Raw genomic sequence first — 25968 nt, 5'->3', positions numbered from 1 at the left:
TGCACTTAAATTTGTCCTCTACATAAAGAATAAATCTATAGATAATGGATAAGAAATTGCCGGTTACCGTTTTAAGTGGTTTTCTTGGAGCGGGAAAAACAACTTTATTAAACCATGTTCTGCATAACAAGCAAGGCCTTAAGGTGGCTGTAATTGTTAATGATATGAGTGAGGTAAATGTTGATGCAGCACTTGTTAAAAGCGAGAATACGCTTTCGCGTACAGAGGAGAAGCTTGTGGAAATGAGTAATGGTTGTATTTGTTGTACGCTACGTGAGGATCTCATGGTTGAGGTTGAACGTCTTGCAAAGGAAAATAGATTTGATTATTTACTTATAGAGAGTACAGGGATTAGTGAACCGATTCCAGTAGCACAAACTTTTTCATTCGTCGATGAGGAAAATGACATTGATCTATCACGCTTTAGCTATGTAGATACCATGGTTACTGTCGTAGATGCTTTTAATTTCTTTAAGGACTTTGGTAGTCCTGAATTGCTGGTAGATAGAGATTTAACAGATATCGAAAATGATTACAGAACCATAGTAAATCTATTGACTGATCAGATAGAATTTGCCAACGTAATTATTCTTAATAAGACAGATTTAGTTACCAAAGATCACGTTGGTGTCTTAAAAGCAACTATAAACAAATTAAACCCATCTGCTCAGATTATTGAGTCTAGTTATAGTAAAGTAGATCCAAGTAGAATTCTAAATACTGGGTTATTTGATTTTGAGGAGGCCGAGCAAAGTGCAGGATGGATTGAAGAACTGAATAAGGAGGAACACACTCCAGAAACAGAAGAGTATGGTATTTCTTCTTTTGTTTATAGAACAAAAAAGCCATTTGACCCTGTTCGTTTTATGAATTATATACAACAAGGATTTCCGTTGTCTATTATAAGAAGTAAGGGATTGTTTTGGTTGGCTTCACGTCCAGACCAAGCTTTAATTTGGGGACAAGCAGGAGGCTCATTAAAGGCAGATAGTGCAGGAGTTTGGTGGAGTAGTATGCCTTTTGAAAGTAGAATACAACAATACGCTTTTGTGGAAAATCAGGAGCATATTGAAAAAGATTGGGATACGACATTTGGGGATCGAAAAAACGAGATTGTTTTTATTGGGCAGGATATGGATGAAGCCCTAATAAGATCTCATCTCGATAGTTGTTTAGCTACAGATGATGAAATTAAATCGCATCGATGGGAGGAAGGTTATGAAGATTCTTGGCCAGTAGAACGTGCCTATGCTATTGAATAAACCTAAGCGTTTTTCGCATATATTTATATCACCTAACTATTTCATTATGTATATAAGAACCAAGAGCGCACTACTACTTTTTTTCACTTGTATTATATACACCTTTAATTCTGAAGTGTCTGCACAACACGATCATTTAGGATTACACCATTGGGAAATACCAAGTAAAGATCCTGACAGAATTATGTTGACATTCTATGATAATCCTGCGACGAGTAGAGCTGTTACATGGAGAACCAGTACCGATATCGCGACAGCATATGCTCAAATTGCAGAAACTACTGTGAATTCAGGCTTTACGGATAATGTCGAAACTATTGAAGCTAAGACTGAGATTTTTGATCTGGGTATGTACAAGGCAAATGCCTCATTAACTGTTCATTATCACAGTGTGGTGTTTAAAAAATTAAAACCAGATCAACTCTATGTTTATCGTGTAGGTGACGGTGATAATTTTTGGTCGGAGTGGATTCAATTTAGAACTGCTAAGACAGCATATGCACCAACCGAATTTGTTTACTTTGGTGATGCCCAAAATGAGGTTTTAGACCATTGGTCTCGTGTCATCAGAATGGCATATCAAACCGCTCCTAATGCATCATTTGTAATTCATGCAGGAGATTTAATAAATAATGCGCATCGTGATTACGAGTGGGCAGAATGGTACAAAGCAGGAGGATTTATTCACAGTCAATGGACAGCCATTCCTGTGGTTGGAAATCATGAGTTTAGACCAAAAGTAAAAGGTGAATCAAGAGAATTGGCCATACAATGGCGTCCGCAATTTACTTTACCCATTGAGAAACAACTCAATGAAACCTTACACGAAACGGTATACACGGTGGATTACCAAGACATTAGAATTATAGTTTTGAATTCGAATGACAAATTGGAAGAACAAACACAATACTTAGAAGCGCAACTTAAAAGTTCCAAGGCAAAATGGAATATTATTACCTGTCATCATTCTATATTTTCTCCTGCTAAAGGACGCGATTTCCAGTTTGCTCGAAAAACTTGGAAACCTATTTTAGATAAATATAACGTGGACCTTGTTTTGAATGGTCACGACCATACCTACGCACGTGGGCATGTACCGCAACGAGCTAGTGATTCAGATAATCTAAATGATATTACAACAGTTTATGTGACTTCAGTAAGCGGTCCAAAACAATATGGACTAGACAAAGAACAAATGAAACTCTATGTTGAAGATGGTTACGAATCTGACAAAACAGCAGAGCAAACTCAATTTTATCAGGTGATAACGATAGACGATAATACCCTCACATATGTGGCTTATACTGTTTTAGGTGAAGAATACGATCGTGCTGTAATTACCAAGAATTTCAAAACCGGGAAAAAACAGCTCCAGCAAAATTAATTTGTTTTTTTAGCTGTCCATGGCGCCGTAAATTTTCGACCTGGACAATACGATATTCCGTATAGTTTTCCATTTTCAAGATAACCTGAATGGTAATAATTATGGCTTGCATCTGAGGTAATAAATGAAAAGTAAATTTTATTCCAGTTTTTATTCAGCAGAGCCGCCTTTATTTCGCTGTTGTAGAAAGATCCTTCGAAGGTTTTATTATTAACAAAGGAGATTTCCATTGATTGATAGTATTCTGGGCTACTTGGAGTAGGTCTTAAGTCAATAGACCATTCACCTTTAAGTTGTTCTGTAGTATTCTCATCTTGAGTTGGTATAAATAATACCATACATAGTAATAGACTTATAGTTTTCATGATTTATGTTGTTTAATTATTGTTTTTCGAAGATCCACCAAACAACACCATTGTTTGGATTGAAACTTAATTTTAGTACGCCTAGACCAGTATAAATAAGGTATTTGCCTCTGGTTTTAAGTTTATTACCATTTAAAGTGGCTTCATATTCGCCATCAACATATTTAAATACAATGCCGTTGCTCAGTGTAAACTTTAAGTTCTTCTTTCCTTCATTAACTTTTGAATCTGTGAGTTCTTTTTCTGCCGTAACGCCATTATAACTTGTCGGTTCATCATTCTCGTGAGACCAAGAATAGGTTTTGGTTAGTACTTTTTCAACTTTACCTTCATTGATGACAAAAATATCTGGATCGTTTTTCCAAGAAGGGTATACGTAAAGCGTATGCTTTTCTTTAATTTCAACAATTCCAGGACTTTCGCTATTTTTAAATATGATATAGCCCTCTTTAGTTTTTAGTTCAAAGTTAGTACCTGGAGGATACATAATTTGATCTAAGGATTTATCGTTTGTTGTTATTTTTAAATAGGTCGGCTGTGCTTGTGTAACTAAAAACATGAGGCTTGCAAAAATGGTAAATACTAACTTTTTCATTGTTTATAATTTTTTAAATTCTATTTCTTTCGTCTTCTAAACCAGTATCTCTCTTTCTGGCTTTTTTAATTTCATTTCTACCGAAATTGTAGGTGAGGTTAAATCTAACTTGTCTACTATCACCTCCGCCGTCACCATTAATGATAAGGTTTCCAAATTCGGTAGTACCTTCCCAAGGCGAGGTAAAAAGGATATCGTTGAAAGATAAACGTGCTGTTAATTTGTCATCGAAGAAACGTTTTTGAACAGCTAGATTCAATGACCCTATACTGCGCGTTTCGTAGGTGCCACCCCAAACTGAGGGCGAACTATACCATCCAGAAATCTCAGCTCTAAGGCCTTTTGGTAGTTTAAAAGTGTTTTGTGCATAAAAACTTAAAGTGTTTTGTGATACCTCGTTAAAATCTGGGTTGGTTGCTTCATAGATGCTTCTAAAAGCATTGAGACTAAAGTAAATATTCCACCAATCTGTAAATTTAGTAGGATAACTAACCCCAAGATTTATGACTTTCTGATTGGCCACATTTCTTGTCATTAAAAAATTCTGATCATCTCCGACAGCCTCCGTAATCCGAGCGAAGTAATCCCTGACAAAACTATAACTAACAGATGTAGTTAATCTGTAGTTGAACGTGTGGGACAACTTTAAATTATCGGTGTATTGCGGTTGTAAGAACGGATTTCCTTTGCTGAATGACAACTCATCAATTTTATATTCAAAAGGATTTAAACTGGCATAGTTTGGTCGTTGTATACGTTTGCTATAAATAAGTGCAAATGAATTCTTTTGATTCATTTGATAGGTAATTCCACCACTAGGAAACCAATCTGTATAGCTTCGCTTTACGCGATTGTTTTGATCTTCCTGAAGACTTGTTAAGATCCCGTCGGATTCTGTGTTTTCCATGCGTAAGCCAAATTGGAAATTCCACTTTTTATATTGACGATTATAGTTAAAATATAAGGCATTGACATTTTCGTCATATTCAAAATCATTGGTACGCTCAGTATTTAATACGTCTTCGCCATTTATTCGATCGTAAAATTCGAATTGATTATCCGTTACAACTTTTGAGAATTTTCCACCGAAGCTAAGTTTCCCCTTTAAGAAATTCTGTTCATAATCTACTTTAGCTGTAAATAAGTCAATATTTATAGGTGTTACCATATAGTTTATGGTTTCACTGATTATTTGCGATTCGTCACCATTAAAATATTGGTTTGGTTGAAAATTTTCACGATTCCTGGTATAACGTCCATAATCAACATCAACATTTATCGAACTTTCATTATCACCTTTATACTTGTAATTGATATTTGTATATAGGTTAGTAACGTCGTTTTGTGTGTCACTTCCAGCTATTAGGACTTGATCAGGTATAATATTACCATTTGGTATTATTGGAGTTCTAGAATCTGAAAAGGAATCGTTATTTGAAAAATTACCCGATACTATAATGCCGAAGGTTGATTTTTTATTGGCGTACCAATCAAAACCAAATCGTGCGTTGGTGTTGACATTGTCGTAAATGGTTTCGGTACGCGCATCAAAAATGGTATTGTTTTGTTCTCTGTAGAGATTTATAAAACCTAAACTCTCACCAAAATTATTGCTGAATGTGCCATAAAAACTTGTTTTCTTTCTCCTGTTATTAAAAGAGACTGAACTATTTACTCTGGCAAACTCACCATAGGTTAGGCCCGATGTAACGCTGCCATTAGTCCCTAAACTTTTATCACGCTTAAATTTGATATTGATGATACCTGCGTTACCTTCAGCGTCGAATTTAGATGATGGTTGGGTAATAATTTCAATGGCCTCGATATTGCTAGATTGAATGCTTTTGAGATAATTCACCAAATCCTCACCTCTTAAAACAGAGGGTTTATCATCAATATAAATTAAAACACCAGTTTTACCTTCTACTATAAGATTATCATTGTTGTCAACAATGACTCCAGGTGCTTTACGTAAAAGTTCAAATCCCGAATCTCCAATGGCATTAATAGTATTCTGCACATTAAATACAGTCTTGTCTGCCATAACCTGCACCATTGGTTTTTCGGATTGTACAACAACTTCATCCAAATTCTCTGCTGCTGGATTTAATGTAATAGCACCAAGATCTTTTGTAGTATTTGAGTGGTTGAATGGTTGAGAAGTATAATTCTCAAAACCGAGGCTTGTTATCAATATAACATAATCACCTGATGGCAAATTTTTGATGGAAAACTTTCCGTTGTCATCAGTTATAGCCGCTTTTATAAATGTGGTCTTATCTGGCGAAAGCACAGATACTGAAGCTGCAGAGATAGCTTGTAGCTCTTCGTCAACCACAAGACCTGTTAAATTAGACTGTGCATTCATCACAAAGGATGTTATTATTAATAATGTGAATTTGATTAAAGTTTTCATGTCGTTTTAATTTTGATGATTCAAATATCAGGCTGAAGTAAAAGATAGACACGTACTTAATGATGAGTGGACCTATAAAGCGATGAGTTGACTGGACCATTTAACTGCCTATAGGTCAACTCGTCGATTAGAGTATTATAAAATAATGCACTAACTTTAAATTTGTACAAAACAAATAGTATGGAAGCAACACAACCATTTTATAAAAAACGATGCCTTGGTATTAAGATTGAAGAGTTGGTAATTTTTATAGTATTTTATCTGTTTTGGGCATTTGCCTACCATTGTGCAATAACCTTTAATAGTAGAGCCTGGAATGAAGGTGAGGTATCATTATTCGATTTGAGTAGATTTATGGACTCCGTAGGTTTGGACTACATTTTGAAAGCTATACTTACTTATCCTTTTTGGTGGTTGCTGATAAGAAAATTAAAACATTGGAATTATAATAAAAAGATATTACTGCATTTTATTTTATTGCCCACATTTGTTATTGGTTGGCAGCAATTGTATTACTTTACAAGTGAATTGGTTGGATATGGACATTTACAAGGTCCGGCGAGTGCTTGGGATATTTATATTCCTGCATTGTTTTATACACTTCAGTTTGGAATTATCCACTCATACAATTATTATTTAGAAAATCAGCAAAAAATACGCTTAGAGGGTGAATTGAAAACAGCTGCATTAAAAAGTGAACTATCAGCACTAAAGGCACAGTTAAATCCTCATTTTTTATACAATATCTTTAATACTATAAGTGCATCGGTACCACCTGAAAATGAGAAGACGAGGCATTTAATTGCTGAGCTTTCCGATTTATTTCGTTATCAATTGAAAGCCTCACAGGTAGAGAAAGTTCCACTAAGGGAAGAATTGGGGTTTGTAAATAAATATCTCGACTTAGAGAAAGAACGTTTTCAAGAACGACTAACCGTTGAGGTAAATGTTGATGAAAATTTAAAATCTGAAATGGTACCTCCAATGTTATTACAACCCTTGGTAGAAAATTCTATAAAGCATGGACTCGCGTCCTTAATAGAAGGTGGTAAAATCAGTATCAGTATTTTTAAAAAGAATGATAAATTACATTTTGAAATTGCTGACACTGGAGTAGGAATTAAGGATAAAAATTCAGTTTTTGAACAGGGTATAGGGTTAACCAATACTAAACTTCGTTTGGAAAAAATGTATCAGAGCACACTCAGCCTATCTGATAATTTGCCTCAAGGCTTAAAAATTTCTTTCACAATATGAGGAAGGTAATTATCGTAGACGATGAGTCGGCTGGTAGACAATTGATTAAAGAATACCTTGAAGATTACCCAGAACTTGTATTATTAGGAGAAGCTAATAATGGGGTTGATGCGGTAAAAATCATAAATGAGTTTAAACCAGATTTGGTCTTTTTAGATATCCAAATGCCTGGTATGACTGGTTTTGATGTCTTGACCCATCTAGAAGAATTACCACAAATTATCTTTTCTACCGCTTATGACCAATATGCGTTAAAAGCTTTTGAAGTACATGCTGTAGATTATTTATTAAAGCCCTATACAAAGGATCGATTTAAGGTGGCAGTAGACCGACTGCAAGCAAATATTTCGGAAAATAAGGCTAGACCATTGGCAGAGAGTTTACTTATGGACTCCCCAAAGACGCCTGAAAAAATACTTGTACAAAGTCAGAATAAATTAGTGACTGTTGCACTCGATGACGTGATAAGGATTGAAGCTTACGGTGATTATTCTAAGTTGATTACTGAAGATAAAACTTATGTGAGTAATTATGGGATTTCAACCTTAGAAGAAAAATTAAATGGTAGCATTTTTATTAGAGTACATAGGTCATCAATAATTAACCTTAATGCAGTAAAAGAGCTCAATAAATACACAAAAAGTTATGATGTTACTATGAAGAATGGTGATGTTGTACGCGTTAGTAGAGGTTACATGGAAAACATCAAAAAATTAATGTACTAACTACCAAGTATTTCTACTTTTAATATTAGCCTCACAAAGTCTTATAATTTCAGCAATACGCTTTTCTTTAGTGGCTTCTCGTTTTGCACTATTAAGCCAAGAGAGGTAGCTTTTGCGGTATCCACGACTGAAATTGTTATAATTTTCAAATGCTTTTGGATTAGCATTAAAAGCCTTTTGTAGAGCAGGTGGTATTACTCCATTTTCAACATCATCCATTGCTGTCCACGTTCCTGTTTTTTTGGCAAGATTTATCATGTCATAACCTGGATTTTGGATAAGTCCAGCGTCTTCAAGTTCTATAATGTACTTTTTGTTTAAAGCACTCCATGTACTTTTTGGATTGCGAGGTGAGAAATACTGTCTTCGCTTTCCGTTACCGAGACTTTTTACTGTAGAATCAATCCAGCCGAAACATAACGCAACTTTAACGGCTTCCTCCCAGCGCATGGTAGGCATACCAGTCTCGAGCTTATAGAAGATAAGATATACAGCCTTAAACTTATCGTGGTTGGATTGCAACCAATCGTACCATTCTACGTCGCGTTCAAAATAATATTCTGGTATTTCTGAGGTCATCAGATTTCTTTGGTCTCAATATAAAAATCTCGATCTACATTAAAGGTATTAGCTTTTGTTTCTAATTCCTGCCATTCGGCATTTGGAAAAAGCCAATTGGAATATCCATCTAACTCAACTTGGATAGGCATATCAAAGCCTTTGACAATATTTGTATAGCGATAATTTAATTTACCGTCCTTCATTTTATATTCCAAAGTCGGAATCCTTACATCACGTAGATACTGATTAAAAAAGGCAGTGAGATCTTTATTTGTGCGTTTGCTAATGTAGTCTTCCACTTGCTGACTCGACACAGTCTGATGATAAAACTCTTTGTTTAATCCTCTTAGAATGTCACGCCACAATTCGTCATCCTCTATTAATTGGCGCAAGGTGTGTAGCATATTTGCACCCTTGTAATACATATCACTAGATCCTTCATTATTGACATTGTATTTTCCTATTAAAGGTCTATCGTTGGCTATGTTCGCTCGTGTGCCAATAACATAATCTGCCGATGCCTCCACGCCATAATGATAATCTAGAAACAGATTTTCAGAATAGGCTGTAAATCCTTCATGGATCCACATATCTGCAATATCCTTATTGGTGATATTATTAGCGAACCACTCATGTCCGGCTTCATGGATAATTATGAAATCAAATTTTAAACCCCAACCCGTTCTAGATAAATCCATTCCTAGGTAACCTTGCTTATACTGATTGCCATAAGTGACTGAGCTTTGGTGTTCCATACCTAAATAGGGTACTTCAACAAGTTTAAAACTATCCTCATAAAAAGGATAAGGTCCAAACCAATGTTCAAATGCTTCCATCATTTTAGGCGCATCCTTAAAGTGTTTTTTTGCGGTTTCGAGATTATAGTCTAAAACCCAATAGTCCAAGTCTAAAGGCCCTTTTTCACCTTCATAGACTTCAGAAAAGTTCACATAATTGCCAAGATTGATATTTACACCGTAGTTATTAATAGGATTACTTACAAACCAATGAGAAGTCACAGTTTCGTCCTCATTTTCGACTATTTTTCTGAGACGACCATTTGAAATATTGGTTAATTCTTTTGGATTGGTTACGCTAATTAGCATACTATCTACTTCATCATACATATGGTCCTTGTTCGGCCACCATACACTAGCTCCTAATCCCTGGCATGATGTGGCTACGAAGTGATTACCCCTTTTGTCTTTTTTCCAAGATAAGCCACCATCCCAAGGCGCACGTTTTGCCTCTCTAGGATGTCCTTTATAATAAACAGTGATGTCATTAATATCACCAACGTATTGAATTTTCTTTAGATTTATAAAGTGGGTGTTGACTTCTGAGGTGAATTCAAGGTCGTTTCCATTTTGTACTACCTTTTCAATTTGCATAGGTGGTTGCAAATCAATTTGTAAGACCTGATGCGATTTTAACACCTTATATTGAATTGTATTTTTACCAGAAATAAATTTCTCATCTGGTTGTACTTCTATATCAAGATGATAATAGGTGAGATCCCACCATTCTCTTTCTGGTGTAATACTACCTCTCAGTGTATCCTGTCGCGTAAACTTAGTTTTGTCTTGCAACAATTGAGCAAAACTAATTGTACTAAAAAGGGCGATGGATATGGTTAATATGATTTTTCTCATTTATCGTTTTATTGAATTTGGAAATACGACTACACTTTCGTGGCCATTTGCTCCGACGGCACTCACTCCAAATAGAAAGTTATCAATAACAATACCATCTAAAGTAAATTGGGTTGCATCCTCGACATATCGACTATATTCCCAATGCGGAGAGGTCGTATCACGCCAGTAAATTTTATAACCTTTGGCACCTTCAACCTTATTCCACTCTAGTTTCACGGACGCTTCAACAATTCCTCCAATCGCAACTTTAGTCGGTGAGGGTGGTGCAGATGCTAAACTAGCCATAGTAATAGCATTAACTGCTGTAAGTTTTTTGCTATATGGAAAGTTCACATGTTCAAAGGTGTCACCATATTTTATACCATCTTCTTCTCTAATATCTTGATGCTGTTGGGTATAATTTTCATGTGCTTCCATAATTCTTAATCCAGCGAAACCTAAATCATTAAATGGTCTGTGATGTCCACCGCGACCAAAGCGATCTAGCCTGTAAACCATCAAAGGGTTCATCTCAGGCATATAGGTTTTAGTGGTCTTGTAAACATAACGTGCTAGTTGTCGTGAAATACCGTCTACTTCTCCACCATAAAAGCGTCGAGCTCTAGCTTGGCGAGCCAATAATTGTGGATCAGTAACATCCGTAGTTATTGGTTCAGAAAAAATTCTAAAGGTTCGATTATCAATTACTCCATCAACACCCTTTATATTGCCGATCATATCATTGTTTAAAACACCTATGATATCCCAATCATTTTCTTTGGCGTAACGTGCTAAGCCTTGGCCTCCAAATAGCCCTTGCTCTTCTCCTGATAGCCCAACATAAACGATACTATTTTCAAATTGGTATTGAGATAATACTCTAGCGGCTTCCATGGCACCTGCCATTCCTGTGGCATTGTCGTTGGCACCTGGTGAATCTGAGGTATAATTATTAGGGTCTGATACCCTAGAATCAATATCACCACTCATTATTATAAAACGATTAGGATACTTAGTACCTCTTTGAATTGCAACCACATTGACAACCATCACATCTTTTACGATGCGTTGATTAGTACCTTTTTCAACCAAATCTTGCTGATAGAAAACCTCCAAACAATTGTCGCAATCATTTGAAATCTTATCAAATTCTGATTTAATCCATCGTCTAGCTGCTCCAATGCCACGCGTATTAGAAATGGTATCACTAAGCGTATGTCGTGTACCGAAACCTGCTAGTTTCTTAACATCATTTCTTAGTCGATCTTCTGAAACCGCATTGATTATGTCATAAATTTTTTGATTTGTCTGAGCAATACTGAATGCGAAAAATGTAGAAAGTAGGGCTGAAAAAATGTATTTCATAGAAGTAATCTTTTTATGATAGTAAAGTTAAGGTTTTACACTATTATATCTTCAAATGAACTGTTAATACAAAAACTAAGATATGAAATGATGCACCTATTCTTAATTGAACTATTTAAATTTATTATAGTGTGGCACAATAAATTTTTTCTTTCTTCATTTTAAATTATATTACCATAAATGAAATTTTGTGACACGAAAAGACTTTATTAGAGCCTGTGGTTTGCTTGGAATATCCTTGCCTTTTTCTCCGGTTATAAATGCATGCAAATCGAGTGATGACAATGATGTCAGTACAAATAATACCAGCGCATCATCAATTGAGAAAGTAATAATTGTTGGTGCTGGTGTAGCAGGTATGACAGCTGGTTATCTGTTAAATCAACAAGGGATTGATTTTCAAATTATTGAAGCTTCTCCCAATTATGGTGGTAGGATAAAGCATACGAGATCATTTTCTAACTTTCCAATTTCACTTGGAGGTGAGTGGATTCATGTTGATAGAAGTATATTAGAGGAAGCTGTTAATGATTCATCTATAGACGTCTCAATGGAAACTCAACCTTATGTGAGTGCAGATCAATACGGATACTATGATGGAAATGAATTAAGCATCAGTAATTTAGGAGCTTCTGGTGTATCAGAAGATTTGAAGTTTGTTGGTTCTAGTTGGCTAGACTTTTTTGAAACTTATATTCTTCCATCGGTTGAAAACAAAATTATTTATAATACCCCAATTCAAAGTATTGATTATTCAGGAGCGAGTATTATAGCTACAAGTAATGGTAATAATACATTTACCGCAGATAGAATTATTGTTACCGTCCCTCTCAAAATGATACAAAACAATACTATCAACTTTAATCCTGAATTATCTTCTTCAAGGCAAAACGCAATAAGTAGTTTAAATGTGTGGAGTGGGTTTAAGGCCTTTTTTAAGTTTGATACTAAATTCTATCCAACTTTTTTAGAGTTTGAAGATAGTGCTAATAGTCAAGGCCAAAGGTTATATTATGATGCATCTTATGCTCAAAATACGACTGATAATATTCTCGGATTATTTAGTGTGGGTCAGCAAGCAGAAGTTTATCAGGCTTTAAGTGAAACGGCACAGCGTGATTATATACTCGACGAATTAGATACTGTTTTTGGTAACAATATGGCGACTGATAATTATATAGATCATGTAGTTCAAAATTGGAATGATGAACCATTCATTGGTGGTGCATATATGACGGATCAGGAAAATTGGCAATTAGTAAGGCGAATAGGAAGGTCTGTTGACGATAAATTATTTTTTGCGGGTTGTGCTTATACAACAGGTGAGGATTGGAGTAGCGTTCATACAGCGATAAGATCAGCAGTAAGAGCTATTGAAGAGCTAGTGTCTTAATCGATTTATCATTTAGAGCTAATTCAAAAACTACTTTGAGCTATGAAAATAGTCCAGGATATTTCTTTCTAAAAAAGGCACCATTGAAATAACAAAGCGGTCCCAGTAAGGTATAAACAAATCCTGGGAAACCAAACTGCATGCCAACCTTAAAAACAGATAGAATCACTGAAACAATCCCGATAACCACAAATATTAAAAAGTGCTTATGGTAGAATTTAAGTTCTAATGATCTCTTATTATCTGTATCCTTATGAAAGGCACGCCAATACAAAAAGGAATAGGATGCAAACACAAGAACAAAACCAATACCATAAAGCACAAAGAGTTGTGATAAGGCATCTACAGTCATTCCAATTTGCTGCGTAATCGAATTAATTAGAGTCTTTAGAGGAAATAGATAAAAGAGAATAGTGAAAAGTAGGAGTGTATTTGCTGCGATTATCCAATTATCTACATATTTTGTTCTTTGAAAAAAATTATAATGAACTTTCCATAACATCATCATAACAAAAAATGCAACTCCAAAACTAATAAATAAGGGCAATTGTGCATCGATATGTTGAATATCTACAGTGGTACCTATATCTACAACCATAAGTGTAGAGGCGAAGGCGAAAATACCATCACTTAGAGCCGCAACACGACTTTTGGAGTGTTTCATGATTTACTTTTTTAGAACAAGGGTGCCAAAAATATTAGCATCGATCCACCCTCTATTTTTGTCATCACCTTCCACATACACAGATCCAATAAAATTCTCCCGATTTTTACTAGTATCATTATCGCAATATGCTAAGGCAAATCCGATATTTTTATTAGCGAGTAGTTTAACGGCTTTATTCTCACCATCGTCATCATAATCATCACTGTAAATCTCAATTCGAACTTCCCAAGTTGTCAGATCTCCCTCTGTTTTAATTTTCGATTGAATATGAGAATTATACAATTTACCTTCTTTCTTGGTGGACATGTCGACAACATTACCATCTAAGGCGATATGATAAGCAAAAGCATTATGATTAAACTGATGCTCGCCACCACTATTATCTTCATCAATAAAAACTTCAAGGCAATCATCATCCCACCAGTCTATTAGTGGGTCTTCATTAAAATCAACAAGTTTATCATCTCGTATTCTTGCCAATAAATACAATGCATCCTCTGTCCAGGTTAATTTATACTTGCCAGAGAAATCCTCATTGCTATAGGCGTCACCAAGCCATCTTTGGTCTAAAGTATGCCATTTACCTTCCTGCCAAGCTACATCGTCTGCTATACCATCAATAACAGGTGCAACTGTGGCTTTATTAACTTCCATAAGTTGTTTAATCGGTTTTTGATTTTCAATTGCTTTTTTATAATTGAATTTTACCGTTTCAATTTCACCTTTTTCTTTGATGTCAACATAAACATTCATTTCTGATTCGCTAACTCTTTCAAAGGTCATTCCTTCAAAAACAACTTTGTCTTTTGTAATTTCTTTCAACGGAAAATCTACGGTTTCATCCTTAGTTTCCCAGCCTTTGAGATCTGGACCAAAATGTTTTAACTGAAGTATAAGACTATTTTCTATCTCTCTAATGACCTCGATTTCATAAAAAGTGACCTTACCATCATTAATAAGTTTAAAGGAAGCCATCATAGAACCACCTGATGGTTCGCTCCAAATTTCTTCCGTTTGGCCTCCGAAGGCTTCGCCGTGCCAGGTGCCCGAAATCCATGAAATATGCTCTAGTTTAGGTTCAAGTTGATTTTCTTGAGCCATTATTGGTAAGCAAAATAGAAAATAGAGTAAAAAGATGTTTTTCATGAAGTGTAACTTTTAGATGTTTATTGCAATCATTATCTTTCGTCAAGATAAGATAAAGTTTAAAAATGAACAATTTACACCGTCTCGTACTCGTCCTTTTAATATGCTTTTCATGCAATACTACAGAACAACAGATTACTTCGATAGATCCTGAAACGTATTGGGGAGAAAACCCTTGGCCTGAAATAAGAAAAAAGCGAATCAGTCAGCTCCTGCCCAAAGCTCTAAAAGCTTCTAGTGTAGATTGTTGGTTAATTGTGTGTCGTGAAAATAATAATGATCCGATTGCTGACCATATTGGAGGAGAGAATGCTGGAGGTACTGCGGCCTTTTTATTTTTTAACGATATCACCGGATTTCATTCTAAGGTGTTTTCGCCATCTGGTGAGGCTACCGCACTGGGTGACCTTAAAATACATGATGAGGTTGTTAGTGTAGAACGTGGGACCTCTGCCGTAAAAATGGCGGTAGACTTTATTAAAAAGAAAGATTTTAAAACTATTGCCGTAAACTCCTCAGAGAGCAATTCAATGGCAGACGGACTGTCTTTTACACAACGTCAAACCATTGAAGATTTGCTAGGAGAAAATGCAGACCGTCTTGTATCATCTACCGAAGTTATTTATGAATGGCTTTCGATTAAACTTCCTGAGGAGGTTGAAATTCTTAGAAAGGCCGCACAGTTAACTGCGGACTGGCAGATTGAGGCCTATAAGGAGGTTGTTCCAGGAAAAAGTACAGATGCTGACATTGCAAAATTTTTGAAACAAAAAATGTCTGAATATGGTGTCACAGATGGTTGGGCACCAGATCAAAATCCAAATGTGAATTCAGGACCAGATCGTGGTCATTCTCACGCTACAGATAAGGTTATTATGCCAGGTGATGTGATACAAATAGACTTTGGTATAAAAGTCTACAATCGATGGGTAAGTGATATTCAGAGATTTGCCTATGTGTTAAAAGAAGATGAGACTGAGGCACCTGATGATATTATGCATTATTGGGAAAGTGGTAAAGCAGGAAATAGAGGTGCTTTAAAGGCCATGGTACCTGGAGCAAAGGGAGTGGATGTTGATAGAGCCCAACGTGTCTTAATGAAAGAAGCTGGTTCCGAATATGTAATGTGGAGTACAGGTCACCCAGTCGGTTATGTGGCACATGATGTTGGTCCTAATTTAGGAGGTTCTCAGTCCTCACATGTGAGGCCAGCATCAGAGAAGAAGATTAAAGTGGGTATGACCTTTGCTTTTGATGGATTCCATGCTTGGAAACTCAAAGATGGAGGCATTAAGACAATATCAGTAGAAGAAATGGCTATCGTTAAGGAGAATGGTGCTGAATATCTCATAGCACCACAAGAAGATTTAATTCTTATTCCTTCAAATTAATTTTGGATAAAGGTAACTTTAGTAATTAGTCCGTTTTCGACTTCATAAATAGCAACAGCATTAAATATTTGACCGTTTGCGGTTACTTGTTCTTCGTCAATAACCTTATTACCGATAACGATGCGTTTTTTTATAAAAGCTCTTAAGTCTGGAGTTCTATCAAACCAATCTTTATAGCCTTTACGCATAGATTCTTTTCCTTCTGTACGTAAGGTGTTTGGATAAGCATATAGTTTAATATCTTCTGCATAATCTTTCATAAAGGCATCAATATCTCTTGCATTATAGGCATCCAGATTTCGTTGTACTATAGCTTCAACCTCTGAAATTTCTGCACTGCTATCTGATGATGTTTCGGTAGTTTCTGTCTCTTCATTTTGAATTGGCTTTTCATTGGTCTTGTTACCATTATTTAGATCACCAGCAATTGCTAATTTATTTGCAGAAGGGTTTATTACTAATCTTGTAATAGAGGTTATGCCTAATGATGATAAATCAATAACTTCATTCCAGTCATTATCCTTATTTAGGGTGAGTTTATAAAGCTTTGAACCTTTTCCTGATAAAATGGTCTTACTATTTAACCAACAAATATCTTCAACACCACTTATAGTATTTGCAATCAATTTTGTTTCACCTGTTGATGGGTTTACAGATTTTATCTGCCACTGGTCAGAGTTTACCTTCGATATGAAACTCACAAGATTTGAACCTGGTATTTTATGAAACGATCGACCAACATTGGTACCATATTTTCGGTTCGTCCCTTCACTAATATTTGAGCTAAACAAATTAAGGTCATTACCTTCTATGACGGCGGATACGACCGTATTATCGTCGAACCAGGTATAATAAGCTACAACTAAATCCTCAATTAATGTGTTTGATTCACCATTACTTAGGTTATAGCTGTAAAGGTGTTGCTTCCCATCTTTATCTAACCTAACTGCTGAGACTTCATTTTTATTAGGAATTTTATGAGGTGAATACTCGCCACCTTCGGTAAAATTAATCCAAACTTTAGAATTATAGTTGCTGAAATATTGAGCAATATCCGTTTGATTATTTCTAGTTGATGAATATAAAAGTCGCTCATCGTTAATAAATGAAGGTTGATTGTCGTAGCCTTCATTATTGGAGATATTCTTACCATTAGTGACTACGATGCTATTATCTTTTGCCTCTATGTCAAACAGAAAAACTTCTGTATTGGTTTGAGAAAAAATAAAAATGGTAAAACAACTTAGGAGTAAGAATAAATAGGATTTCATGATGATGATATTAAAAACTAAATGTACTAAAAAACAAAAGCCAATTCAATTAAGAATTGGCCTAACAATTTCTAATTAGTTATTAGGGGATATTAGAAACAGTATTTGTTTTCTGCTTTAAGCTTTTCCGCTATTGTATTACGAAGTTCAACAACGTTAGGGTAGTTGGTGTACTTTGTGAAGCGCTTTAAGCCCATAAGCATCATTTTTTGTTCATCACCTTCTGCAAAGGAGATGATACCTTCCATACCATTTTTCTTTATGATTTCTACTGCATTAAACAAATACAATTGTGCCATAGCTATTTGTTCTTTCTGAGCTTCTTCACCAAAACGCTTAGCGTTCTTTTCTGTTCTCAATATTGCAGATTCTGCCATATAGATTTCTATAAGAATATTAGAAGCATTCATTAACAATTGTTGGTGTTGCTCTAAGTCTGGACCAAATTTCTGAACTGCTGATCCTGCAACCATTAAGAATACTTTCTTTAATCTAGTAATTAAGTCTTTCTCTTCAGAGAAAAGTTCAGAGTAATCTTGGACATCAAATGAAGGAATACCCATTAATTCGTCTGCAACTTTCATCGCTGGACCTAAAAGATCAACATGACCTTTCATAGCTTTTTTCACTAGCATACCAACAGATAACATACGATTAATCTCGTTTGTTCCTTCGTAAATACGTGCTATACGTGCATCTCTCCAAGCGGCTTCCATAGGAGTCTCCTCAGAGAAGCCCATTCCGCCAAAAATTTGGATACCTTCATCAGCACAATTCTGTACATCTTCTGAAACAGCCACTTTAAGTATAGAACATTCTATTGCATATTCTTCAACACCTTTTAACTCAGCTTCTTGGTGTGTATTACCAGAGGCTTGTCTAATTGCAATTCGGTCTTCTATGTTTTTCGCAGCTCTATAAGATGCTGATTCGCCTGCATAAGCACTTGCTGCCATTTCGGCTAATTTTGATTTGATAGCACCAAAATCTGCAATAGGTGTTTTAAATTGCTTACGCTCAGTAGCATATTGTATAGCTGTAGTGGTGATTCTTCTTTGAGAATCTAAACAAGCAGCCGCTAATTTAATTCTACCCACGTTTAAGGCATTCATGGCAATTTTAAATCCTTCGCCACGTCCTGCTAACATATTTTCAACAGGAACTACCGTATCGTTAAAAAAGACTTGTCTTGTAGAACTTGCTCTAATTCCTAATTTGTGTTCTTCCTCACCTAAGGTGATACCATTAGAAGGATCATTTTCTACAATAAAACCTGTGATATTTTTATCATTTTCAATACGTGCAAAAACTATGAACAACTTACAGAATCCTGCATTTGAAATCCACATTTTCTGACCATTGATTTTATAAGTTTTACCATCCGCTGATAGTTCGGCAGTAGTTTTACCAGAATTTGCATCACTACCTGCACCAGGCTCAGTTAAACAGTAAGCACCAAACCACTCACCAGTTGCTAATTGTGGTACGTATTTTTGCTTTTGCTCCTCAGTACCATATAATGTAATAGGCATGGTTCCAATTCCTGTGTGAGCACCAAAAGCTGTACTAAATGAACCTGTACCGCTTGATATATAATCACAAACAAGCATAGTCGATACGAAGCCCATTCCCAATCCACCATACTCTTCTGGTACGGCTACACCTAAAAATCCGAGTTCACCAGCTTTACGCATACACTCTTCAGTAAAGGCATAATCTTTTTTCTCAAAGCGTTCTCTATGAGCAATGACTTCACGGTCATTAAATTCCATAACCGCTTCTTTCATCATTTGTTGCTCTTCATTAAAGTCTTCAGGTGTGAATATATCTTCACAGTTAGATTCCTTAACCAAAAACTGGCCACCTCTTAATAATTCTTTTTCAACTGTTTCCATTGCTTATATAATTGATATTGTTGTATTAGTTTAAAAATTCAAAAATTCCAGCGGCACCTTGACCTGTACCAACGCACATGGTTACCATACCATATTTGTTTTTCATATTTCTTTTGCGCATCTCATCAAATAACTGAACAGAGAGTTTAGCACCTGTACATCCAAGTGGATGTCCTAAGGCAATTGCACCTCCATTTACGTTAACGATATCTTGATTAAGATCTAATTCTCTCATCACTGCTAGAGACTGAGAAGCGAAGGCTTCATTTAGCTCAATTAACTCAATATCACTCTGAGATAAACCACCTTGTTTTAAGGCTTTTGGAATCGCTGCAACAGGACCAATTCCCATTATTCTTGGTGGTACACCAGCCGCTGCATAACTCACTAACCTCGCAATTGGTTCAAGATTTAATTCTTTCACCATATCCTCACTCATTACCAATACGAAGGCTGCACCATCACTAGTTTGAGAAGAATTACCAGCTGTAACAGATCCACCTTGTGCAAATACAGGTCTAAGTTTTGCTAGAGCTTCTTTGCTAGTGCCTTTACGTGGTCCTTCATCTTTTGTAACAGTAAACTTTCTATTCGCTTTCTTTCCATTTTCATCCACATAAGTTTCCTCAACTTCGATAGGTACGATTTGATCTTGGAATTTATTTTCTTCAAGAGCCTTTAAAGCTTTCATATGAGAATTGTAGGCAAACTCATCTTGGTCTTCTCTTGAGACGTTATATTTATTCGCTACAGCTTCAGCCGTATTTCCCATTCCCCAATAGTAATCTTCATGTCCAGAATTAACAATGTCATAATTTAATTCAGGCTTAAATCCAGTCATAGGAACAGAACTCATACTTTCAGCACCACCAGCGATGATGCAATCTGCCATACCTGCCTGTATTTTTGCTACAGCCATTGCTATGGTCTCCAATCCTGAAGAACAAAATCGATTTACTGTTACACCAGGAACATCCACTGTATTTAATCCAATGAGTGAAATAATTCTCGCCATATTAAGACCTTGCGATCCCTCTGGCATGGCATTACCAACAATGACATCATCTATACGAGTTACGTCAAAATCTGGCATTTTACCCATCATATATTGTATAGTTTCAGCAGCAAGCTCATCAGCTCTTTTAAATCTGAAACCACCTTTTTTGGACTTACCTACTGCAGTTCTATATCCTTTTACTATATATACTTGTTTCATTTTTTTAATTTCTTAAAGGTTTACCAGTTTTTAACATGTGCTGAATACGTTCTAAAGTTTTACGCTCAGTACATAGTGATAAGAAAGCTTCACGCTCCAAATCCAAAAGGTATTGTTCTGTTACTAAAGTCGGTTCTGATAAATCACCACCAGCCATTACATATGCTAATTTGTTAGCAATCTTTTGATCATGCTCACTGATATAATGACTTGCTTCCATAGAATCGGTACCTACTAAGAACATACCTAAGGCTTGTTTACCAAGCACCTTGACATCTTTACGTCTAACCGGTTGTGTATAACCTGCATCTGCTAAAAGTCTTGCATGTGCTTTCGCAGTTGCAATTTGTCTGTCTTTATTGACAACAACGATATCTTTTCCTTTTTGTAAAACACCTAAATCAAAGGCTTCATAAGCAGATGTTGCTACCTTCGCCATACCTACAGTTAAGAAGTATTCTTGTAATATGTTTAGCTCTACATCTCCTTTCTTAAAAGTGTCTGACGCTCTTAGTGCCATTTCTTTAGAACCAGCACCACCTGGTATAACACCTACACCAAACTCAACTAAACCAATATAAGTTTCTGCCGCTGCAACAACTTTATCAGCATGCATAGATAATTCACACGCACCACCTAAAGCCATGCCGTGAGGCGCAGCTACTGTAGGAATTGAAGAGTAACGCATGCGCATCATAGTATCTTGGAAATACTTAATGGCCATGTTGAGTTCATCGTACTCTTGCTCAACAGCCATCATAAAAATCATTCCAATATTAGCACCTACACTAAAATTAGCACCTTGATTTCCTATTACAAGACCATCAAAGTCTTTTTCAGCTAAATCAACAGCTTTATTAAGCCCAGCTAAAACATCACCACCAATAGTGTTCATTTTAGATTGGAATTCACAATTAAGAATACCATCGCCTAGGTCTTCAATAACAACACCTGAGTTTTTAAAGACTTCGTTTGATTTTCTAATGTTATCAAGAATGATAAAACTATCTTGTCCAGGAATTTTTTGTTGTGATTTAGATGGTATATCATAACAGTAAGAAGCACCATCTTTTACGGAGTAAAAACTTGTATTACCTGAAGCCACCATTTCAGAAACCCAAGCATTCGCTTCTAGGCCTTCTGCTTTAATCATTTCTAAGCCTTTCTCAACACCAATGGCATCCCAAATTTGGAAAGGACCATCTCCCCAACCAAATCCAGCCTTCATGGCATCATCAATCTTGTAGATTTCATCAGTTATTTCTGGAATACGATGTGACACATAGGCGAAAAGCGCTGCAAAGTGCTTTCTGTAAAATTCTGCCGCTTTATCTTTACCACCAACAAGTACTTTAAAACGATCTGATACTCGATCGATAGTTTTTGTCAACTCTAAAGTGGCAAACTTTGCACGTTGCTTACTTCTGTATTCTAATGTATTTAAATCGAGGGAAAGGATTTCTTTTTTACCATCTGCGGTAACATGTTTTTTATAGAATCCTTGGCCTGTCTTACTTCCTAACCATTTATTCTCCATCATTGTATTGATGAATCCAGGAAGTGTAAATAATTCTAAACGTTCGTCTTTAGGGCAATTGTCTTTAATACCGTTTGCAACATGTACTAGTGTATCTAATCCAACAACATCTACTGTTCTAAACGTTGCCGATTTTGGTCGTCCTATAACAGGGCCAGAAAGCTTGTCGACCTCTTCTATGGTCATACCTAATTCTTCAACAACATGAAAAACATTCATAATGCTGAAAATTCCAATTCGGTTACCGATAAAAGCTGGTGTATCCTTAGCAATTACTGATGTTTTTCCAAGGAATTGCTCACCATATCCATTTAAGAATTCTAAGACACTAGCATCAGTTTTAGGGCCTGGTATAACTTCAAAAAGTTTTAAATAACGCGCTGGATTAAAAAAGTGTGTTCCGCAGAAATGCTTTTGAAAATCTTCACTGCGACCTTCGCTCATAAACTTAATTGGAATACCTGAAGTATTAGAGGTAATTAAGGTGCCAGGTGTTCTGTATTTCTCTAATTTTTCAAAAACTTGTTGTTTGATGTCAAGACGTTCAACAACAACTTCCATGATCCAATCGACATCGGCTACTTTGGCAATATCATCCTCTAAGTTACCTGTGGTAATCCTATTTTTGAATGAAGGGTGATAAAGTGGTGCTGGTTTTGATTTAATAGATGTCATTAAAGCATCATTAACCAAACGATTGCGAACTACTTTATCTTCTAAGGTAAGCCCTTTGGCTTTTTCCTTATTATTTAGTTCTCTTGGTACGATATCTAGTAATAAGACATCAACACCAATATTGGCAAAATGGCAAGCTATACCGCTTCCCATAATACCTGAGCCAATAATCGCTATTTTTTTAATTCTTCGTTTGCTCATTATTTAACAGACTGTTCTTTTTGTTTATATATTTTTTTATTTGAGATCATATTATTGATAAGCTCCGCAACCTCATAGAAGTTCTGAAGTTTTTCAGGTTCTATATTTGATCTTATCGCTTCATCAAATGTGAGTACGCGGTCTTTTGAGTAGTCGCGTTTCTCTTTACCAAAATCTGTAAGATAAATTAATACACCACGTCCATCTTCTGGATTAGGCTTTCTGATAATAAGTCCTTTTTCTTCCATGGTTTTTAATGTTCGAGATAAACTCGTCGCTTCCATACCCATTTTAGGGCCTAGAGAGGTTGAAGGTGTTCCGTTTTCTGGATCAATATTAAGCAACGCAAAACCCGTTGCCATAGTTGTACCAAATTTTGAAGCTTCTTCATTGTACATTTTGTTTACTGCTAACCATGTAGTTCGCAGTACATAATCTATAGTTTTGTCTTTCATAACGTTTTGGTAGTTTTCAAAGATAATAAAAAATACTATGCATGCATAGTAAATTAAAAAAAATTATGCACGCATAGTAAAAAGACGAGATAAAAAAGAAGCACTTTAACTAGAAGTGCCTCTTATATTCTTTGTGAGGTTGAACTATTTCACTTTACCGTTGATTAGCCCGACTGCGCCTCCAACTACAGCAGAGATGATGATGTATATTATCAATTCTAAACCGAATAATTGATAATCCACTTCTACTTGTTCTGCCATGCCAAAGAAGACACTTATTAGACCCATAAATAGACCAATAATTACTCCAGCCTTAGCGCCTGTGGCTACTGTTGTAATTTGAGCCCATTGATTGTAAATGTAGGACATGAAGAAACCGAAGGCAAAACAGCCCATTGTAATAAATAACATAGCATTTGTTTCTTCTTGCGGTTGAGGAAAGGTATCAGCGAATAAAATACCGTAGAATAACCATCCTAATAGCCAATCTACAAGACCTCCAACGAGTCCTGCGACAATAAAAGTTTTAGTTTTCATAAAATGATTTGTTTAGTTAGTTACTTTAAATATATAACAAAATGAACAAATCATAATGCAAATGTAAGTAGTAACTTACAGTAATTATGCGATTCAAATGTGTTTTGCCAACCCTTTCATACGGAGCTAACATTACAATATTAAAAACTATACTTTTTTAAGGACGGTAAATTTTTTCATATAGCTCATCATATTTTTCACGTATGACACTTCGCTTCATTTTCATGGTAGGCGTGAGGTGGCCCTCATCTATAGACCAAATATCTGATGTGAGTTCAAATCGTTTGATTTGTTCCCATTTACCAAAATTCTTGTTGTATTTGTCAACTTCTTTTTGAATTCGTTTTATAACTTTTGGTGAAGTCGCAATTTCATCCTCTGATTTACCTATTTCATGCTCTTTATGGTCAATCCAATCTCGAATAAATTCAAAGTTTGGTTGTATGATCGCTCCAGGCATTTTCTCACCTTCACCAACCACCATTACCTGTTCTATAAATAAAGATTGTTTGAGGTTGTTTTCAAGTAATGTTGGTATGATGTATTTACCACCAGAGGTTTTAAACATTTCTTTTTTACGACCTGTAATTTTTAGGAAGCCATCCTCATCAATTTCGCCTTTATCACCTGTGTGGAAATAATCACCAGTCATAACACTGGCAGTTTTTTCAGGATCTTTATAATAACCCATCATCACATTTGGCCCCTTAATTAAGATTTCACCATCATCGGCAATCTTAACTTCAACATTAGGAATTGGTTTTCCTACAGTACCAATCTTGTACATACTGTCGTCGTATTGACCCACTGATACCACTGGAGAGGTTTCTGTGAGACCATAACCTTCCATTACTTTCATACCTGCAGCTCCAAAAACTCTTGCTAATCTTGGTTGTAAGGCTGCACTGCCAGATACCATGGTTCCTAATTCACCACCTAAGGCTTCTCGCCATTTACTAAATATGAGTTTATTGGCAATTTTTAATTTAAACTCATACCAGCCACCATTGGCACCATAAGGTTGCCATTGCTCACCTAAACGCACGGCCCAGAAAAAGAGTGCTTTTTTAATACCTTTTAAGTCTTCACCCTTAAGCATTATTTTATCAAATACTTTTTCGAGTAGTCGTGGCACCACACTCATAAGATTAGGATTAATCTCTTTAGCGTTATCTCCAATTTTATCTAAGGCCTCCGCAAAATATATCGATGTACCAGCATACTGATAAACATAGATTAATACACGTTCAAAAATGTGACAAATTGGTAAAAAACTAAGTACACGCGTTTCACCAGATGGTGGAAGGGGTACACGTCCTGAACTGTCCAATACATTACTCGTAATGTTCCAGTGTGATAACATTACTCCTTTTGGTCTACCGGTTGTACCAGAAGTATATATTATTGTTGCTAAATCTTCAGGTTTAACTTCGTCTTTGCGTTTTTCAACATCTCCTTGTGTACTCTCATCTTTACCGATTTCGAATAATTCAGAATAATGTTTGCAACCCTCAATATGATCGAAAGAATAGACCTCCTTTAAACTTGTCCTATCCTTTATTTTATTCACCTTTTCTAATACCTCCGCATCTGATACGAAACAAAAGATAGATTCACTATGATTTAATACATACTCGTAATCTTCAGAACTTATTGTTGGGTAAATCGGAATATTCTGTGCTCCAACCTGCAATACTCCAATATCCATAATATTCCATTCGGTTCGGTTAGTAGAGGATATGACTGCAATTTTATCATTCTTTTGAACACCCATTTTTAAGAGCGCTCTACTTACAGCATTGGCCTTGTTTAAATACTCTTCTGTAGACATTGGTGTCCACTTACCATCATATTTAGTAACAAGGGCAGTTTTGTTCGGTTTATTTTCTAGTTGGTAATAGGGAAAATCAAACAGTCGTTTAACTTCGGTCATAATAGTATGTGCAAATAATTAGTCGGAATTTTACGAAAGTAATAAAATTAAAGCGATTATTTCCTAAATAAATAATAATCGGAAATG

General features: G+C 35.8%; 21 protein-coding genes. 6 read left to right on the top strand and 15 right to left on the bottom strand.

The genetic code is table 11. From position 1 onward, the window contains the following. Positions 1-44: 44 nt before the first annotated feature. The gene (locus ACRHOC_RS10670) at positions 45-1262 is read left to right on the top strand and encodes a GTP-binding protein (protein WP_431158625.1); all 1218 of its coding nucleotides are present in this window, start codon (positions 45-47) and stop codon (positions 1260-1262) included. 46 nt (positions 1263-1308) lie between these two features. Next, positions 1309-2646: a fibronectin type III domain-containing protein gene (locus ACRHOC_RS10665; protein WP_431158624.1), complete on the top strand. Its 1338-nt coding sequence runs from the start codon at positions 1309-1311 to the stop codon at positions 2644-2646. On the opposite strand, the gene ACRHOC_RS10660 is transcribed toward ACRHOC_RS10665, so the two are convergent. From ACRHOC_RS10660 to ACRHOC_RS10650, 3 genes are read right to left on the bottom strand one after another with little or no spacing between them, the layout of a single operon-like run. Beyond that, positions 2643-3011, bottom strand: coding sequence for a hypothetical protein (locus ACRHOC_RS10660; protein WP_431158623.1), 369 nt, complete (start codon positions 3009-3011; stop codon positions 2643-2645). The genes ACRHOC_RS10665 and ACRHOC_RS10660 overlap by 4 nt on opposite strands. 16 nt (positions 3012-3027) lie before the next feature. Then, the gene (locus ACRHOC_RS10655) at positions 3028-3606 is read right to left on the bottom strand and encodes a hypothetical protein (RefSeq protein ID WP_431158622.1); all 579 of its coding nucleotides are present in this window, start codon (positions 3604-3606) and stop codon (positions 3028-3030) included. Positions 3607-3619: 13 nt separating this feature from the next. Further along, a complete protein-coding gene (locus tag ACRHOC_RS10650; RefSeq protein WP_431158621.1) occupies positions 3620-6022 on the bottom strand; it encodes an outer membrane beta-barrel protein in 2403 nt (800 codons plus the stop codon). Between the two features lie 180 nt (positions 6023-6202). Between ACRHOC_RS10650 and ACRHOC_RS10645 the strand changes: the two genes are divergently transcribed. Together ACRHOC_RS10645 and ACRHOC_RS10640 are read left to right on the top strand one after the other, a co-directional pair. Further along, complete coding sequence (locus ACRHOC_RS10645; protein ID WP_431158620.1) at positions 6203-7279, top strand: sensor histidine kinase; 1077 nt, start codon at positions 6203-6205, stop codon at positions 7277-7279. Further along, positions 7276-8004 (top strand): LytR/AlgR family response regulator transcription factor, encoded by a 729-nt coding sequence (locus ACRHOC_RS10640; protein WP_431158619.1) that lies wholly within the window; start codon positions 7276-7278, stop codon positions 8002-8004. The genes ACRHOC_RS10645 and ACRHOC_RS10640 overlap by 4 nt, the downstream gene beginning before the upstream one ends. Here ACRHOC_RS10640 and ACRHOC_RS10635 read toward each other — a convergent pair whose 3' ends face one another. Genes ACRHOC_RS10635 through ACRHOC_RS10625 form a run of 3 tightly spaced genes read right to left on the bottom strand, consistent with a single transcriptional unit; the run spans position 8005 to position 11564 of the window. Further along, entirely contained in the window at positions 8005-8583 is a 579-nt protein-coding gene (locus tag ACRHOC_RS10635; RefSeq protein ID WP_431158618.1) for a YdeI/OmpD-associated family protein, read from the bottom strand. Next, a complete protein-coding gene (locus ACRHOC_RS10630) occupies positions 8583-10217 on the bottom strand; it encodes a M1 family metallopeptidase (RefSeq protein ID WP_431158617.1) in 1635 nt (544 codons plus the stop codon). Before ACRHOC_RS10630 ends, ACRHOC_RS10635 begins: the two co-directional genes overlap by 1 nt. Beyond that, a complete protein-coding gene (locus tag ACRHOC_RS10625; RefSeq protein WP_431158616.1) occupies positions 10218-11564 on the bottom strand; it encodes a M28 family peptidase in 1347 nt (448 codons plus the stop codon). 190 nt (positions 11565-11754) lie between these two features. On the opposite strand from ACRHOC_RS10625, the gene ACRHOC_RS10620 reads away from it, so the two are divergent. Continuing rightward, positions 11755-12957, top strand: coding sequence for a flavin monoamine oxidase family protein (locus tag ACRHOC_RS10620; protein ID WP_431158615.1), 1203 nt, complete (start codon positions 11755-11757; stop codon positions 12955-12957). 40 nt (positions 12958-12997) lie between these two features. Here ACRHOC_RS10620 and ACRHOC_RS10615 read toward each other — a convergent pair whose 3' ends face one another. Together ACRHOC_RS10615 and ACRHOC_RS10610 are read right to left on the bottom strand one after the other, a co-directional pair. Continuing rightward, on the bottom strand, positions 12998-13621 hold the full coding sequence (locus ACRHOC_RS10615) for a TMEM175 family protein (protein ID WP_431158614.1): 624 nt from the start codon (positions 13619-13621) through the stop codon (positions 12998-13000). A gap of 3 nt (positions 13622-13624) precedes the next feature. Next, positions 13625-14770, bottom strand: a complete 1146-nt coding sequence (locus tag ACRHOC_RS10610) for a DUF6265 family protein (protein ID WP_431158613.1) — start codon at positions 14768-14770, stop codon at positions 13625-13627. A gap of 65 nt (positions 14771-14835) precedes the next feature. On the opposite strand from ACRHOC_RS10610, the gene ACRHOC_RS10605 reads away from it, so the two are divergent. Then, positions 14836-16161, top strand: a complete 1326-nt coding sequence (locus ACRHOC_RS10605) for a M24 family metallopeptidase (protein WP_431158612.1) — start codon at positions 14836-14838, stop codon at positions 16159-16161. On the opposite strand, the gene ACRHOC_RS10600 is transcribed toward ACRHOC_RS10605, so the two are convergent. The 7 genes from ACRHOC_RS10600 to ACRHOC_RS10570 all read right to left on the bottom strand — a co-directional run bounded on the left by ACRHOC_RS10600 (position 16158) and on the right by ACRHOC_RS10570 (position 25881). Then, complete coding sequence (locus ACRHOC_RS10600; protein WP_431158611.1) at positions 16158-17432, bottom strand: nuclear transport factor 2 family protein; 1275 nt, start codon at positions 17430-17432, stop codon at positions 16158-16160. The genes ACRHOC_RS10605 and ACRHOC_RS10600 overlap by 4 nt on opposite strands. Positions 17433-17524: 92 nt before the next feature. Beyond that, on the bottom strand, positions 17525-19327 hold the full coding sequence (locus tag ACRHOC_RS10595) for an acyl-CoA dehydrogenase family protein (protein WP_431158610.1): 1803 nt from the start codon (positions 19325-19327) through the stop codon (positions 17525-17527). A 25-nt stretch (positions 19328-19352) separates the two neighbouring features. Further along, a complete protein-coding gene (locus ACRHOC_RS10590; protein ID WP_431158609.1) occupies positions 19353-20543 on the bottom strand; it encodes an acetyl-CoA C-acyltransferase in 1191 nt (396 codons plus the stop codon). A 4-nt stretch (positions 20544-20547) separates the two neighbouring features. Beyond that, the gene (locus ACRHOC_RS10585; protein WP_431158608.1) at positions 20548-22956 is read right to left on the bottom strand and encodes a 3-hydroxyacyl-CoA dehydrogenase/enoyl-CoA hydratase family protein; all 2409 of its coding nucleotides are present in this window, start codon (positions 22954-22956) and stop codon (positions 20548-20550) included. Continuing rightward, the gene (locus ACRHOC_RS10580; protein WP_431158607.1) at positions 22956-23411 is read right to left on the bottom strand and encodes a MarR family winged helix-turn-helix transcriptional regulator; all 456 of its coding nucleotides are present in this window, start codon (positions 23409-23411) and stop codon (positions 22956-22958) included. Before ACRHOC_RS10580 ends, ACRHOC_RS10585 begins: the two co-directional genes overlap by 1 nt. Before the next feature lie 144 nt (positions 23412-23555). After that, entirely contained in the window at positions 23556-23948 is a 393-nt protein-coding gene (locus ACRHOC_RS10575; protein ID WP_431158606.1) for a hypothetical protein, read from the bottom strand. 157 nt (positions 23949-24105) lie between these two features. Continuing rightward, entirely contained in the window at positions 24106-25881 is a 1776-nt protein-coding gene (locus ACRHOC_RS10570; RefSeq protein WP_431158605.1) for an AMP-dependent synthetase/ligase, read from the bottom strand. Between the last annotated feature and the right edge of the window lie 87 nt (positions 25882-25968).

The sequence above is a fragment of the Winogradskyella poriferorum genome, assembly GCF_050618035.1.
Lineage (GTDB): Bacteria > Bacteroidota > Bacteroidia > Flavobacteriales > Flavobacteriaceae > Winogradskyella > Winogradskyella poriferorum_A.
Note: the sequence above shows the minus strand (reverse complement) of the source record. Positions and strands in the feature narration are given on the sequence as shown.

What these genes read in the sequence shown, in the direction of transcription:
- ACRHOC_RS10670 (WP_431158625.1), top strand. Translation starts at nt 45, where the DNA reads ATGGATAAGAAATTGCCGGTTACCGTTTTAAGTGGTTTTCTTGGAGCG.
- ACRHOC_RS10665 (WP_431158624.1), top strand. Translation starts at nt 1,309, where the DNA reads ATGTATATAAGAACCAAGAGCGCACTACTACTTTTTTTCACTTGTATT.
- ACRHOC_RS10660 (WP_431158623.1), bottom strand. Translation starts at nt 3,011, where the DNA reads ATGAAAACTATAAGTCTATTACTATGTATGGTATTATTTATACCAACT.
- ACRHOC_RS10655 (WP_431158622.1), bottom strand. Translation starts at nt 3,606, where the DNA reads ATGAAAAAGTTAGTATTTACCATTTTTGCAAGCCTCATGTTTTTAGTT.
- ACRHOC_RS10650 (WP_431158621.1), bottom strand. Translation starts at nt 6,022, where the DNA reads ATGAAAACTTTAATCAAATTCACATTATTAATAATAACATCCTTTGTG.
- ACRHOC_RS10645 (WP_431158620.1), top strand. Translation starts at nt 6,203, where the DNA reads ATGGAAGCAACACAACCATTTTATAAAAAACGATGCCTTGGTATTAAG.
- ACRHOC_RS10640 (WP_431158619.1), top strand. Translation starts at nt 7,276, where the DNA reads ATGAGGAAGGTAATTATCGTAGACGATGAGTCGGCTGGTAGACAATTG.
- ACRHOC_RS10635 (WP_431158618.1), bottom strand. Translation starts at nt 8,583, where the DNA reads ATGACCTCAGAAATACCAGAATATTATTTTGAACGCGACGTAGAATGG.
- ACRHOC_RS10630 (WP_431158617.1), bottom strand. Translation starts at nt 10,217, where the DNA reads ATGAGAAAAATCATATTAACCATATCCATCGCCCTTTTTAGTACAATT.
- ACRHOC_RS10625 (WP_431158616.1), bottom strand. Translation starts at nt 11,564, where the DNA reads ATGAAATACATTTTTTCAGCCCTACTTTCTACATTTTTCGCATTCAGT.
- ACRHOC_RS10615 (WP_431158614.1), bottom strand. Translation starts at nt 13,621, where the DNA reads ATGAAACACTCCAAAAGTCGTGTTGCGGCTCTAAGTGATGGTATTTTC.
- ACRHOC_RS10610 (WP_431158613.1), bottom strand. Translation starts at nt 14,770, where the DNA reads ATGAAAAACATCTTTTTACTCTATTTTCTATTTTGCTTACCAATAATG.
- ACRHOC_RS10605 (WP_431158612.1), top strand. Translation starts at nt 14,836, where the DNA reads ATGAACAATTTACACCGTCTCGTACTCGTCCTTTTAATATGCTTTTCA.
- ACRHOC_RS10600 (WP_431158611.1), bottom strand. Translation starts at nt 17,432, where the DNA reads ATGAAATCCTATTTATTCTTACTCCTAAGTTGTTTTACCATTTTTATT.
- ACRHOC_RS10595 (WP_431158610.1), bottom strand. Translation starts at nt 19,327, where the DNA reads ATGGAAACAGTTGAAAAAGAATTATTAAGAGGTGGCCAGTTTTTGGTT.
- ACRHOC_RS10590 (WP_431158609.1), bottom strand. Translation starts at nt 20,543, where the DNA reads ATGAAACAAGTATATATAGTAAAAGGATATAGAACTGCAGTAGGTAAG.
- ACRHOC_RS10585 (WP_431158608.1), bottom strand. Translation starts at nt 22,956, where the DNA reads ATGAGCAAACGAAGAATTAAAAAAATAGCGATTATTGGCTCAGGTATT.
- ACRHOC_RS10580 (WP_431158607.1), bottom strand. Translation starts at nt 23,411, where the DNA reads ATGAAAGACAAAACTATAGATTATGTACTGCGAACTACATGGTTAGCA.
- ACRHOC_RS10575 (WP_431158606.1), bottom strand. Translation starts at nt 23,948, where the DNA reads ATGAAAACTAAAACTTTTATTGTCGCAGGACTCGTTGGAGGTCTTGTA.
- ACRHOC_RS10570 (WP_431158605.1), bottom strand. Translation starts at nt 25,881, where the DNA reads ATGACCGAAGTTAAACGACTGTTTGATTTTCCCTATTACCAACTAGAA.